At 57.7% G+C, this 13275-nt stretch carries 12 protein-coding genes; 7 read left to right on the forward strand and 5 right to left on the reverse strand.

All coding sequences use genetic code 11. From position 1 onward, the window contains the following. The first annotated feature begins 184 nt into the window (after positions 1–184). The gene (locus ASD46_RS17010; protein WP_060642535.1) at positions 185–1081 is read left to right on the forward strand and encodes an extensin family protein; all 897 of its coding nucleotides are present in this window, start codon (positions 185–187) and stop codon (positions 1079–1081) included. Positions 1082–1136: 55 nt separating this feature from the next. On the opposite strand, the gene ASD46_RS17015 is transcribed toward ASD46_RS17010, so the two are convergent. Further along, the gene (locus tag ASD46_RS17015) at positions 1137–3377 is read right to left on the reverse strand and encodes a TonB-dependent hemoglobin/transferrin/lactoferrin family receptor (RefSeq protein ID WP_003513609.1); all 2241 of its coding nucleotides are present in this window, start codon (positions 3375–3377) and stop codon (positions 1137–1139) included. Between the two features lie 359 nt (positions 3378–3736). Between ASD46_RS17015 and ASD46_RS17020 the strand changes: the two genes are divergently transcribed. Beyond that, positions 3737–4258: a TIGR00645 family protein gene (locus tag ASD46_RS17020; RefSeq protein WP_013636634.1), complete on the forward strand. Its 522-nt coding sequence runs from the start codon at positions 3737–3739 to the stop codon at positions 4256–4258. Positions 4259–4358: 100 nt separating this feature from the next. Continuing rightward, the gene (locus ASD46_RS17025; protein ID WP_003513606.1) at positions 4359–5075 is read left to right on the forward strand and encodes a helix-turn-helix transcriptional regulator; all 717 of its coding nucleotides are present in this window, start codon (positions 4359–4361) and stop codon (positions 5073–5075) included. Between the two features lie 26 nt (positions 5076–5101). Here ASD46_RS17025 and ASD46_RS17030 read toward each other — a convergent pair whose 3' ends face one another. The 3 genes from ASD46_RS17030 to ASD46_RS17040 form a co-directional block, all read right to left on the reverse strand. Further along, positions 5102–6259 carry a DUF2333 family protein gene (locus ASD46_RS17030; protein WP_013636632.1) on the reverse strand — a complete coding sequence of 386 codons (1158 nt, stop codon included), beginning with the start codon at positions 6257–6259 and terminating at the stop codon, positions 5102–5104. Between the two features lie 238 nt (positions 6260–6497). Further along, positions 6498–6950, reverse strand: a complete 453-nt coding sequence (locus tag ASD46_RS17035; RefSeq protein ID WP_019565186.1) for a pseudoazurin — start codon at positions 6948–6950, stop codon at positions 6498–6500. A gap of 114 nt (positions 6951–7064) precedes the next feature. Then, the gene (locus ASD46_RS17040) at positions 7065–7646 is read right to left on the reverse strand and encodes a thymidine kinase (protein ID WP_003513599.1); all 582 of its coding nucleotides are present in this window, start codon (positions 7644–7646) and stop codon (positions 7065–7067) included. Between the two features lie 287 nt (positions 7647–7933). Here ASD46_RS17040 and ASD46_RS17045 point away from each other — a divergent pair, with 287 nt between their 5' ends. The 4 genes from ASD46_RS17045 to ASD46_RS17060 all read left to right on the forward strand — a co-directional run bounded on the left by ASD46_RS17045 (position 7934) and on the right by ASD46_RS17060 (position 11870). After that, positions 7934–8836, forward strand: a complete 903-nt coding sequence (locus ASD46_RS17045; RefSeq protein WP_233283658.1) for a choline ABC transporter substrate-binding protein — start codon at positions 7934–7936, stop codon at positions 8834–8836. Positions 8837–9129: 293 nt separating this feature from the next. Further along, positions 9130–9981 carry a choline ABC transporter permease subunit gene (gene choW, locus ASD46_RS17050; protein ID WP_003513593.1) on the forward strand — a complete coding sequence of 284 codons (852 nt, stop codon included), beginning with the start codon at positions 9130–9132 and terminating at the stop codon, positions 9979–9981. Then, entirely contained in the window at positions 9978–11024 is a 1047-nt protein-coding gene (choV, locus tag ASD46_RS17055; protein ID WP_003513591.1) for a choline ABC transporter ATP-binding protein, read from the forward strand. Before choW ends, choV begins: the two co-directional genes overlap by 4 nt. Positions 11025–11546: 522 nt before the next feature. Beyond that, the gene (locus ASD46_RS17060) at positions 11547–11870 is read left to right on the forward strand and encodes an ArsR/SmtB family transcription factor (RefSeq protein ID WP_003513586.1); all 324 of its coding nucleotides are present in this window, start codon (positions 11547–11549) and stop codon (positions 11868–11870) included. A 119-nt stretch (positions 11871–11989) separates the two neighbouring features. Here ASD46_RS17060 and ASD46_RS17065 read toward each other — a convergent pair whose 3' ends face one another. Beyond that, positions 11990–13165 carry a DUF3095 domain-containing protein gene (locus tag ASD46_RS17065; RefSeq protein WP_025594197.1) on the reverse strand — a complete coding sequence of 392 codons (1176 nt, stop codon included), beginning with the start codon at positions 13163–13165 and terminating at the stop codon, positions 11990–11992. Positions 13166–13275 lie beyond the last annotated feature (110 nt).

A 13275-nucleotide genomic window follows, 5' to 3' on the forward strand; every position in this document is an offset into this window, starting at 1 on the left:
TGACTGGTCAAGGCCGCGTAAAGCTGCTCCACCACCAGTTAGCAATGTTCATAGACACGATGTTCATGGGAAAATTGTTAGCCTGCACAATTCGCCTTGGCAAGCGGATTCCGGCGACGGAATGAACCTTACCGGCGCGAGTTGCGTTCCTGTCCTGCCGAAACAGTCAGGAGTGCCCCGGAAAATGCTTCATCGCCTGTGTCTTCTGATGACGAGTCTCGCCCTTATTTCCGCCTCCGAACCGCCGCCACAGGTGCCGGTGCCACAGCCGAAGCCTGGCGAACAGCAAGCACCCACCACAACGGAAAAGCCGGCCGATAAGGGCGCGCAAACGCCCGAAGACACACCGAAGCCGACCCCCAAGCCGCAACCACCTGAAGAAGGAAAATCCGACGCGGAAGGGAAGGGTGCCGAGGACAAGAAGAAAGACGACAAGGGGCAAAACGGCGGTGAGACGGTAGCTCCGGCTGTCGAAGCAACGAAACCCGAGGAAAAACCGCCGGAGCCTGTGAAGCCGGAAAACCCGGCAGAGCTTCAGGCCTGCCTTGGCGCATTGAAGGAAATCGGCGCGGAATTCAAAGAGCTCGAGCCGATCCGCGACGAAGAGCAGGGGTGCGGTATCGAAGCGCCGATCGAGCTTTCCGTGGTGCTGCCGGGCATCAAGCTTGAACCATCTGGCACCATGCGCTGCGAAACGGCCCTTGCGCTATCGCGCTGGACAAAGGAGATGATGCTGCCGGCTGCGGCTCTCGCCCTGCCGGACAAAAAGGTAACGGCGATTGCCAATGCCTCGGCCTATATTTGCCGCAACCGCAACAGTGCCGAAACCGGCAAGATTTCCGAACATGCCAAGGGCAATGCTGTCGATATTTCCACCATTTCCTTTGACAAGGGCGATCCGCTGGTGATGAAGCCGCGCGGCGAGGATGGAACGGTGGAAGGTGCCTTCCAGCGGACGATCACAGCCGCCGCCTGCCTGTTCTTCCGAACCGTTCTTTCCCCCGGCAGCGACGCGACTCATCAGGATCACCTGCATCTCGACGTGCTGGAGCGAAAGGGAGGTTATCTCTACTGCCGCTGATAAAAAGGGGGCGACCCGAAGGCCGCCCCGACTGGAGATGACGTTCCGACCGGGTTTAGAATTTCTGGGTCAGAGAGATTTTGAAGGTGCGTCCCGCTTCCGTATAGAAGTCGACAGGCTGGTTGACGGTACTGACGGCATTGGGGTTGACGTCACGAACGCCGACGGCGTTCCAGTATTGCTTGTCGAACAGGTTGTAGACGCCGGCCTGAATACGCAGGCCCTTGGTCTGTTCCGGCTCCCACCAGCCGGTCAGGTTGAATATGCCGTAACCGGGTGCGTCGTAGGTTGTGGCCACCTTGTCGTCACGCATATGCGAGGAGAAGATGCCGGTGAATTCCGTGCCCCACGTCTCCTGTGCGTAGCCTACGCCGAGGACGGACTTGAACGGCGCCACCGTGCGGATGAATTCGTTGCTGTCTGTATCTTTGCCATAAGCATAAGCAAGCGACGCATGGGCGAAGAAGCCGTTTGCGAGTTCCTTGCGGACCTTGGCTTCCACGCCGGAAATTTCAACATTGTTGCGGTTGCGATAGGTAAAGAGCGATCCGTTGCCCCTGCCGCCGAAGCCGGGGAACAGCGTCGTCGAGGTCGTGTATTGCTCGATGAAGTTCTTGTACTTGTTGTGGAACAGCGTCAGGCTCCCCGTCAGATCGCCGGATGCGTAATTGGCGCCGATTTCAAAGCCATTGCTGGTTTCGGGGTTGAGTGCGGAGTTGCCGACCACGGCATAACCCGAGCTGATATTCGAGAAGTTCAGATAAAGCTCGTTGATGGTCGGAGCGCGATAGGCCATCGACCATTGTGCGAAGAGCTGCAATTCCGGTGTCACGTCGTAGGTGGCGAGCAGCTTCGGCGAGAAGCGCGAACCGCTATTGCCGCTTGGCAGGCCAAAGGTGTTGTAACCGCTGTTGCTAGATACCGAGCCATCCGGATCGTAATCGTAGGAATCGAAGCGCAGTCCGGGGGTCAGCCTGAAACCGTTTCCAAACGCGATTTCGTCATCGAGATAGAGGCCAAGGCTCTTGCCGCTCACGTCAGGCATGTCCGACTGTGACGATGAGGTCACTCCGCCTGTGTTGGCATAAAGCGCCTGGCTGAAATCGGTTGTCATGGCGTTGCCGCCGAAGCGCACGGTGTGCTGCACGCCGCCGAGTTCGAAGCCGGATTCAAGGCCGCCGACGATGCCGAAAGCGCTGTTGCGCATGCTGTCTTCGCGGATATAGAGCGAGTTGTTGGTCAGCCGGTTGCCAGCGCCGGATTCCTTGGAGAGGCGCGTCCAGTAGAGCGACAGATTGGCTGCATCGATCAGGCTGTCTGTCGACGGCGCTTCATATTCGTAATCAAGCGATACGCGGTCGCGCTCCGTATCCTCGTAGCCGCTGTAGTCGCCAATGCGGTAAGTCGATCCCGATACGCTGACGCCTTGCAGGGTTCGCATGTCGCTGCGATCTCTCAATGAATAACGCTCGGCCGTAAGTCCGATGCGGTGGCCGCCTTCCAGATCCTGGCGGATCTTGAACATCAGGTTGCTTTCGTAGGTATCTGCCGGGTTGGGCTTGGTGCGGCGGGTTCCGTAGATATCGGCGAAGCCCTTATTGTCCGTTTCGTTGCCGCGCTTGTAGGAGCCCTGGAACAGAACCGAGGTGTTTTCGATCTTCTTTGCAACGGCGAGCGATCCGCCGACGCTTCTGTCCTCGCTGTCATAGGTGGTCTTGGCAACACCGCCCCAGTCCTTGCCTTCACCGATCAGGTCTTCCGGCTCAAGCGTGCGCAGAACGAGTGCGCCGCCAAGGGCGCCGGAACCGATGCGGCTGGAATCGGCGCCGCGTACAACGTCAACCGTGGAAAGCGATGAAAAATCAAAGCTCGAACTGGTATCACTCAGGGTCGTCGTGGCCTGTCCCTGACGGGCGAAATTGTTGAAGTAGGGAACGGGAATATTGTCGATCAGGGTCACGACACGGGCGCCGCCCAGACCGCGAATGAACAGGCCGCCGGGCCTGCCGGGCTTGGCATCCACATAATCGACGCCCGGCTCGGTGGAGTTTCCGAGGTCCTTGATGCTGCCGATGTCTTTCTTCCTGATGTCTTCCGCCGTCGTCTGGCTTGCAAGCGGTGTGTCGGCGGCTGCATTCGCGCTTTTGACGCGCTTGCCCTTGACCACGATCTTCTCCAGCGTGGTGGTGTCGTTCGTCTGCGACGCGGCATCCTGCGATTGCGCAGGTCCGGCAAAGGGCAGAAGAGACATGGCAGTGCACAAAAACAGCGCCGAATGTGTGCGCGAGATGGACATTAAATACCCCCGGATAAGGCGCGCGCAGAAGCTATGGCGCGCAAAAACGCGCCGCGCTTGCTGTCGCGGCTGAAACTGTTTTGATTTGTTACGGGCAAGCCGATTGCTGAGGACTAAAAAACATGATCATAACTGTCAACATATTATATATGACTTTTATCATCATGTTTTAAAGCATAACGGTGCGTGGCAAAAATGTGACGCTCCGTGAGACTGCATCCGGACCGGTGGAGAGGCCCGAAAATGCCGGGTTCCGGCCAAAGTCCCGACATTGACGCTTGCTAGGATATTCGCAGCCAGTTTAGATGGCGGAAGAATGCATGCTCCAACAATATACAAAAAAGTAATCGGATACGGAAATGAAGTCACTTGAACTGCTCGTCGAGCGGATCATTCTCTCCAGCCGCTGGCTGCTTGTCGTGTTTTATCTCGGGCTCGTTGCGGCGCTGGCGGTTTATGCATTTTCCTTCGTGCTGAAGTTCCTGAAGGTCGCCAAAAACGTTTTCACTTACGACGAATCGGACATGATCCTCGCCATGCTCGGGCTGATCGATGCGGCACTGGTCGCAAGCCTCATCGTCATGGTGATGATCTCCGGCTATGAGAATTTCGTCAGCCGTTTCGATGAGGCGGATGACGAGGTTTCATTTCTGGGCAAGCTTGATGCCGGCAGCCTGAAAATCAAGGTCGCATCGTCGATTGTGGCGATTTCGTCGATCCACCTGCTACAGATATTCCTCAACGCCAGTCAGTATACGGATAGCCAGTTGATGTGGTTCACCATCATCCATCTGGCCTTTGTCGTCTCGGCGGTCATGCTCGGTTTCCTGGAGAAACTGATGGCCAAGCCGAAGGATAAACCCGAAAAACCGGCACTTTAGTCAAGGTGGTCCGCCCGATATGAAGGTTGCAACACTGTTTGCCCATGCCGCCTGGTCGTCGCTTCTGGGTGTCCTGCGCCCACCGCCGGGTGGCGCCTGAATGCCAAAGACGGAGCGCCAGGCCAGACTTTGCCGCGACCTTTCTGCTGCCATTGACAGACCCCAATGGCTGGCGGCGCTGCAGCAGGTGATGCAGGCGTTCAGTTATTCCTACGTGACCTTGCTGAAGCTGCCGAGCATTCGCAATGCCTATGCCCTGCCGATAGTGGTGGAAAGCAGCCTGCCGGTGTGGGTGGTGAATGCGATGACCCGGGACGGTGAACTTGCAGATTGCCCCGTCATAAAGCGCGGCGCTTCATCGATGATGCCGCAATACTGGTCTCTTGATGATAAGGACATCAACTCCGGCTCGCTGCTGGAAGTCTCAACCCTGCTGCGCGGCATGGGCATCACCTCCGGTCTTCTGGTGCCGGTGAACGGCATGGACGGAAACCGGCATCTGATGAATTTCGCAGGCGATTGCGATGTCCTGTCGCAGGGTTCGCTGAACGAGCTGTGCATGATCGCCCTTCACGCCCTGGAGGCCTATGATCGGCTTTGTCGTGCAGGCTCAAAACTCCCCTCACCACTGACGAAGCGGGAACTCGACGTGGTTCGCTGGACTGCGCAGGGCAAGACCTCCGTGGAGATTGCCGAGCTTCTGTCCATCTCGGAGCACACCGTCAATACCTATATGAACAACGCCATTCGCAAGCTGGATTGCGTCAACCGCGCGCAGCTGGTGGCCAAGACAATACGCCTTGGCCTGATAAGCTGATTTTCATGCCGGTCCAAGCCGTTGACTTACCTGTCGAGAACGGAGCGGAGCTCGACGAGGTTGGAGCGAACGCGCAGAACGTAAAATCCCATGGTGGCAAGGTGCGAGGGCATGATCCAACCGCTTTCGTCGCCGTTGGAAATGATTGCCGGCTGGATGCGTAGCGCCGCACGGGTCTGCCCCAGGGTGTCATTCCACAGATTGGTCAGATTGCGTTCGCGAATAACCTGCGCGAAGTCCGATCCGGCTGCCGACAGCACGCCGTAATAACCATAGAGCTGGCCATAGGCGAACCAGAAACGGTCGTCGGCGCGAGTGTCGAACCAGCCGCCATTATAGTTTTCCGAACGCTCGCGCAGAATGGCCGATGTCGAGCCGATATCGCCGGCAATGCGGTCGATGAACTGGATGAGGTTATCGGCGCGTGTATCGAAGACGGCCTTGCAGGCGGTCAGCTCACCGTTAAAGGCCTGGAAGCTGCGGATGGCGGCGCGATAGTAGCTCGGTGTCGGTGTTTTTGGGCCAAACGGATCGAGGCCGAAATACCAGGAATATTCGCTGAACTGCATGTTCCCGCGCGCTTCCTGGAGATTGTTGTTAATACCGGATGTTCCACGAACGCGACCGAGCGTATCCACCAGTTCCACCGCGGTGCGGCGCACCGCCTGGTTCACGCCGCGCTGGAAGGACGCCTTGTTGTCCAGGAATGGCGTGCTGTCCCAGTCCATGCCGAAAAGGCCGAGACGATAGAGCAGCATGGAGGAAATCCATGCATTCTGATTGACGTTGAAATCGGTGAGATCGGCGGCGGCATCGACGATAGCCGAGCGCTGGCATACCGGTGCGGAGGTGTTTGCCGCAGCACCGGTGGCGCCGGCGGCGGCCGTGGGTGTTGCAGCCGGCAATTCCTGCCCGGGCGGCACCGTGCGTTCGGCAAGCTTGTAACGGGAAATATAATCCGGGTCGAAATTCGTCCAGACCTGCGTTTGCCAGAAGAAGTATCCGTAAAAGCCGGCCAGAAGGATGAGCACGAGAGCGATCGGACCCTTGATGATCCAGTTGCGGTCGCGATACCAGCCGTGGGCGGCCATGAAAGGCCACAGAAGCCAGGCGACGACGAGACCGGCGGCCTTGCCGATGGCGTTGAAGGCTGCCTGAATCAAAGCGGTTATCCGGTCGATCATGTCGTCATAGTCTCCTCTGCCCGTGGGGCTGAACGCCGGAAGGAACAACCGCGGTTCGGCCATGCGCCTTTTGGCGCTTCGCAACAACCGCGGTCGTTTACTGTCTTCCAGATATGTCCCTACCCACCGGGATACAACACGATTGCGAAACTTTTCTCAACCTGCGGTCCGCGCGGGTCGTTCCCGTGTTCCGGAACTACGCGCGGAGCATGTATCGCCTGGACAAGGTGACAGGCGGTTACAGACCGAGCTTGGCAATTTCGGCGTCCAGCCGCTCCCGCGCCTTTTTCGGCAGCTTGCCGGTCTTTATGGCATCCAGATTGGCCGGTGCGGCATCGCCGACCACAACGAGGGCGACCATGCCCATGCCGAGATGCGGCGTGCATTTGACGACGTATGCGCCGTCCTTCTCGACGGTCAGTTTCACCGTCTCGTTCATCTTGCCCTTGAAGTCCGCAACGCCCTCGGGAAGCATTTCCTTGACGGCAGCCGCATCATGACCCTTGTCGACGGGCACGAAGGAAATGACGTCGCCGACAGCTGCCTTGACGGTTGCCGGTTCAAAGACCATCGCCTGGCCATCGCTGCCCTTGTTGAGCATCTTCACCTCGATTTCGGCCGACAGGGCGGGAAAGGCAAGGAGGGCAGCAGCGATGGCAAGGCTGGCGACGGTGGCAGTTTTGTTCTGCATATCTTTTGCTCCTGAGAGAAAGCACATCCACGCGAATGTGTCCGCATGGTCTTAGCGCAGGAGCAGGGGAGCCATCCTTGCGAAAAATCAAATGCGGCAACCGGCCGCAGACGATCAGTCGCCCTTGACCGTTTCTACCCAGTGGCGGCGGCAGAAGGAGACGTATTTTTCGTTGCCGCCGACATCGATCTGCGCGCCTTCCTTGACCACATTTCCTTCATTGTCGAAACGGGCGACCATCGTCGCCTTGCGGCCGCAATGGCAGATGGTGCGGATTTCGCGAAGCTCGTCGGCAATGGCGAGCAGTTCCCTGGAGGCCGGGAAAAGCTTGCCCTGAAAATCCGTGCGCAGGCCGTAGGCCATCACCGGAATGTTCAACCGGTCGGCAATACCGGCAAGCTGCCAGACATGGTGTTCGGACAGGAAGTTGGCTTCATCGATGAAAACGCAGGCAACGGGCGCTTCGGCATGCAGGGCCTCCACTTCGGAGAAGATATCGGTGTTTGCGTCGAAGGTCCGTGCGTCGGACGACAGGCCGATGCGCGACGCGACCCGGCCGAAGCCGGCCCGGTCGTCAAAGGCGGCCGTGAAAATCAACGTGCGCATGCCGCGCTCGTGATAATTATAGGATGCCTGTAACAACATGGTCGACTTGCCGGCGTTCATCGCCGCATAATTGAAATAGAGTTTTGCCATCGTCCACTCCCTGTACACCTTCGCGTCTTTTGACGGCGAAGGGCCGGGTTGAAAAGTGCCGCAACGGGAAAAACACAGATTTCCGCATCCCGCAGCTGTCCGTATCGCGGACTAAAAAGCCGGAGATTTTCATCGTCGTGTCGCAAACGGCGGGCCAAAGCACGCAAATGCACGCGAGTTGATTGTGTCCGGCAGATATTGATAATGGCAAGGGAACGAAAAAAAGGGAGCAAGCGATGTTTGCAAATAGAAGTCGCTGTCTGGCTTTGGCCGCAGCAATCTCCGTCATGACGTTCAATGCAGCCGGCGCTGCGGAGCCGGCAAGTTGTGGCAAGGTTCGTTTTTCCGATGTGGGCTGGACCGACATCACTGCCACCACAGCGACTGCCACGGTGCTGCTGAAGAGCCTCGGTTATGAAACCGACGTCAAGCTTCTCTCGGTGCCCGTTACCTATACATCCCTGAAAAACAAGGACATCGACGTCTTCCTCGGCAACTGGATGCCGACCATGGAAGGCGATATCGCGCCTTACCGCGACGACAAGTCGGTTGAAACGCTGCGTGAAAACCTGACCGGCGCGAAATACACGCTCGCGACCAATGCCAAGGGTGCTGAACTCGGCATCAAGGATTTCAAGGATATCGCGGCCCATAGCGGCGATCTCGGCGGCAAGATCTACGGCATCGAGCCCGGCAATGACGGCAACCGCCTGATCCTCGACATGGTCGCCAAGGACACCTTCGGGCTGAAGAGTTTCGAGGTGGTCGAATCCTCCGAACAGGGCATGCTGTCGCAGGTTGCCCGCGCGGGGAAATCCGGCGAACCGATCGTGTTCCTCGGCTGGGAACCGCATCCCATGAATACGAATTTCAAGCTGACCTATCTGACCGGCGGTGACGAGGTTTTCGGCCCCAATCTCGGCGGTGCGACAATCTACACCAATGTCCGCAAGGGTTACACCGAGGAATGCCCGAATGTTGGCGTCTTTCTCAAGAACCTGGAATTCTCCCTGCCCATGGAAAACGAGATCATGGGCAAGATCCTGAATGATGGCCTCGAGGGCGAAGCGGCGGCGACTGCCTGGCTGAAGGCCAACCCGGCCGCGATCGAACCCTGGCTTGCCAACGTCAAGACCAAGGATGGCAGCGCTGACGCCTTGCCCGCCGTCAAGAAGGCCTTGGGCCTCTAGGTTGCAGACAACGCATGTATCCGGCCTAACCTTTTAAACAGGCCGGATACTGCAGGAAATTACGATGTCCTTTGCATGATCTCGGTCCGCGAATTTTTCTCGCATCCGGGGTCACGCGCGATCCCGGTGTCCGGCAATGCTGTTGCCGGCCGTCGTTTCTGCATTAGCGGCATTTCCGGTGAAACGGGATCACCTTCAATGCCTGTTCTTCTTATTTTTTTGCAATTCCGGGCCCAAAACCGTTACGCATTTTTACTGGAATTGCTCTGGTTCACGAAAGGTCTTGTCTTACCGTGGAATGGCTCAGCGCTCCTGAAAACCGCCTGCCCGTCGGCCGATATGCCAAGGAGGCCATTGACTGGCTGACCGGCAATCTCGCTTTTTTTTTCGATTGGCTTTCTTTCATTTTCCAAAGCGTCATTAACGCCCTGCTTTACGTTTTGCAGGCGCCGCATCCGCTGGTCATCGTCGCGATTGTGACGGCTCTTTCAGCCTGGACGAGGCGGTCGGTCGGCATGCCGGTCTTTACGGCGCTTGGTCTGCTGTTCATCATCAATCTCGGGTACTGGAAGGCGACGACGGAAACGCTGGCGCTCGTTCTTGCCTCCAGCGCGGTCTGCATGATCATCGGCATACCGCTTGGAATACTGGCGGCGCGGCGCAAGTGGATCTATGCCGGCATGCGCCCGGTGCTGGATCTGATGCAGACCATTCCGACCTTCGTCTATCTCATTCCGGCGCTAGTGCTGTTCGGCCTCGGCATGGTTCCCGGACTTATCGCCACCGTCATCTTCGCAATTCCCGCGCCCGTGCGACTGACCCGTCTCGGCATCGTTTCGACGCCGCCGGCGCTGGTGGAAGCGGCCATCGCCTTCGGTGCCACGCCATCGCAGGTTCTGCGCAAGGTGGAGCTTCCCTTCGCTGCGCCGCAGATCATGGCGGGTCTTACCCAGACGATCATGCTTTCGCTTTCGATGGTGGTCATTTCCGCCCTCGTCGGCGCCAACGGCCTGGGGGTGCCGGTGGTACGCGCCTTGAACACCGTCAACATCGCCATGGGCTTCGAAGCTGGGTTGTGCATCGTCATATTGGCGATCGTTCTCGACCGACTTTTCCGCCTTCCCGGCACGGAGCATGATCTATGAGTGATGCAATCATCTTCGGAAATGTCGATATCGTCTTCGGCGACCGGCCCGAGGCGGCGCTGGCGCTGATCGACAAGGGCAGCACGCGTGACGAGATCAACGAGCAGACCGGACTGGTCCTCGGCGTTGCGAATGCCTCGCTTTCGGTAAATGAGGGCGAGATACTCGTGCTCATGGGGCTTTCGGGCTCCGGTAAATCGACGCTGCTCAGGGCCGTTAACGGCCTTGCGCCTGTGGTGCGCGGTAATGTCAGCGTGAAGACGGCGTCCGGTTTTGTCGATCCCTATCGGGCGACGGCGAAGGCGCTGCGCGATCTGCGCATGCATACTGTTTCGATGGTCTTCCAGCAATTCGGCCTGCTGCCCTGGCGAAACGTTGCCGACAATGTCGGTTTCGGGCTGGAGCTTTCCGGGACGCCGGAAGCGGAGCGCAAGCGCATGGTGGCCGAGCAGCTTGAGCTGGTGAACCTGTCCGCCTGGGCTGACCGCAAGGTGGGGGAGCTTTCCGGCGGCATGCAGCAGCGCGTGGGACTGGCGCGCGCCTTCGCGACCGGAGCGCCCATTCTCTTAATGGACGAGCCGTTCTCGGCGCTCGACCCGCTCATCAGAAGCCGCCTTCAGGACGAACTTCTGGAGTTCCAGAGCCGGTTGAAGAAAACCATCCTCTTCGTCAGTCACGATCTGGACGAGGCATTCCGCATCGGCAACCGCATCGCCATGATGGAGGGCGGGCGTATCATCCAGTGCGGCACGCCGCAGCAGATCGTCAAGCAACCGGCTACGCAATATGTCGCGGATTTCGTTCAGAACATGAACCCGATTTCCATGTTGACCGCCGCGGACGTGATGAAGCCAGGCGTGGACGAACAAAACGGCCGGTTGAATGTGGCCGCCACCGCCCGTCCGACATCGCCGCTTATCGATATCCTCGATGCGCTCTCGAAACATTCCGGCGCGATCGGTGTTGTCGATAATGGCGCAATTATAGGCACGATTTCCGCAGACGAAATTGTGACAGGCCTCACTCGCCACCGCAAGAAATGAGAAACACTCGCATTGGTCGAGAAAACGAAAGGCCTTCCTCCCCGGAAGGCCTTTTTGTATTACCTAATGCTGGTATAAAGAAAAAGAATACCCAAGACATTATAAGTTATGCATTAAAATAATTACGAATAAAAAGCATATTGCAAACTTTGAGAAAATTGCGCAAAGTAAAACTAGATTCTGTACCTCCTTGCTAAATTTAAGGTGGTGTAAGGTAGTGGTCACGAAGCCAGACATTGGAAGACAAGATTTGTGTGCTCAATTTTTGATTGTTTTTTGCTCCAAATACTACTGAGAATGTAGCAGTTTGTTGCTAAAATGACGAAAAACAGGCGAAAGTCTGAAAATTTGATCAAGATGTCCAGGTAAATGATCAATGAAGAATAGTCTTGGAGGGGGACACGATATAAGCAAGATTTAGGTATATACAACGTATCGACTGAATTATAAAAAACACCTTTTGGACCACCTATAATAGCCACCATGACGGTCTTTCCGACTGTCATCAGGAGACTTGAGCGTATGGATAACCAATCTCTGTCGGAACATAGCATCGCCGCTGCAGACTTGCTCTCAGCGATGGCAAATCCCAAGCGCCTGATGATCTTGTGCACGCTTGTGGATACGGAAGTGCCGGTCGGTGTTCTCGCCTCCCAAGTTGGTCTCAGCCAGTCCGCGCTCTCGCAACATCTTTCGAAATTGCGTGCCCAGCGGCTGGTGAAAACAAGACGGGATGCTCAGACCATCTATTATTCCAGCAATTCCGAATCCGTCAAAAAAATCCTCGCTTCCCTCGAGGAGATTTATTGCCAGGTGCAGAAGAGCAGCAAGACTGCTGCCGCTTGATCTAACGGCCATCCCACGGCCCGGCGGTGCCATTCCGTTGAAACCGGCGCAGGACGCCGGTTTTTTCTTTTTTTGGCGTCTGGCTCGCATGTAATGCGGTGAAAAGTCGCCCGCCCCACTCACGGCGAAGACGCAGCCTGTATCTGTTGCTTTAGCCGGCTTGCCGCAGCCGCATATCCACCGTCGGCACCATCGACGAAATGCATATGGTCCTTCGAAAGCGGGGAGGGCACGATACAGGTCATCAATGCGGCGTCCTGCTCGTGCAGGCCGAAATAGCAGGTGCCGGAGAGGCGCCCCTGCTCCAGCCGCGCGCGGATCTTTTCGAGCCTCTCGGCGTCGATATCAACCGTCATTTTCAGGCCATCGTCGAATTTCCTGAAATCGGTGTTGCTGGCAACCGAGCGCCGATAGCGATCCGCATTAAACCGTCCGAGCGACAATCCCGTCATGCCGAGGAAATTCACGAGGAAGCTCTCGCCGAGAATGCGGAGCGAACGGCGCACCTTGCCCCAGTTATCGTGATAGGCCGCACCTGCCCTGGCTTCCAGACCGAGGCCTTCCCGCACGAAGCCCAGTTTCGGCCCATCCTCCGGCACGGGGTGGCCTTGTCTTGCGTCCTGCGTGGCCAGATCGACGAGATCGATGACCAGCTGGCGGAATGCCGGCATATCCAGTGAGGGTCCCGGCATGGCGATGATCGACACCACCTTGCCATGGGTTGCCGGAATGGGGTTCCAGCGGCATGAAAGGCCGGTCAGGTCCGGCCGCCCGCCTGTCGCAACTGCGGGCAGGGCATATTGCCCCTCCTTCATCCGCGCCTCGGCCCAGCTGTTGCCACCGCCCGAAAACATGGCGTAGGAAACATCCTCGCTTGCCTGAAAGCGCGCGACGCGCACATCGAAACCGTTGTTGCGTATATCCTCCACCGGAACAAGCGCCACACGCATCGAAAGATCGAGATCGTCCTTCACCCAGCGCTGCACGTTCGAAAGGGCGGTGCGCGCAAGGGATATCCCGTTCGGTGGCACCGCAACGGCGGCTCCATCGCCACCGAACACGAAGGGCAGGTCGTGACGCCCGAGGCTGTTCGATATGCCTGAGATGACCGCAGCGCCCGCCATGTTGACGGACTTATATCTGCCGGTGCCGATCGCCCCTGTCGAATCGATGATATCGGCAATGGCCAGCGCCCATCCCGGCGGCAGGGCGCGATAAAGCGCCGGGTCGGCCACGTCTTCGAAATGTCGGAAGACGGGCAGACCCGTCAGAAATTCGTCATCTGCTGTTATCATGCCGCCATTATCCTCCTGCGGCGACCAAACGCCAAGCGTTTACGCCGTTGCGCTCGCCCGTTTCGATGACACGATCGAGGCTGGCCTGACGATAGATTTACCGCGAATAG

It is taken from the genome of Rhizobium sp. Root491 (assembly GCF_001427205.1).
In the GTDB taxonomy this organism is placed as follows: Bacteria; Pseudomonadota; Alphaproteobacteria; order Rhizobiales; family Rhizobiaceae; genus Agrobacterium; species Agrobacterium tumefaciens.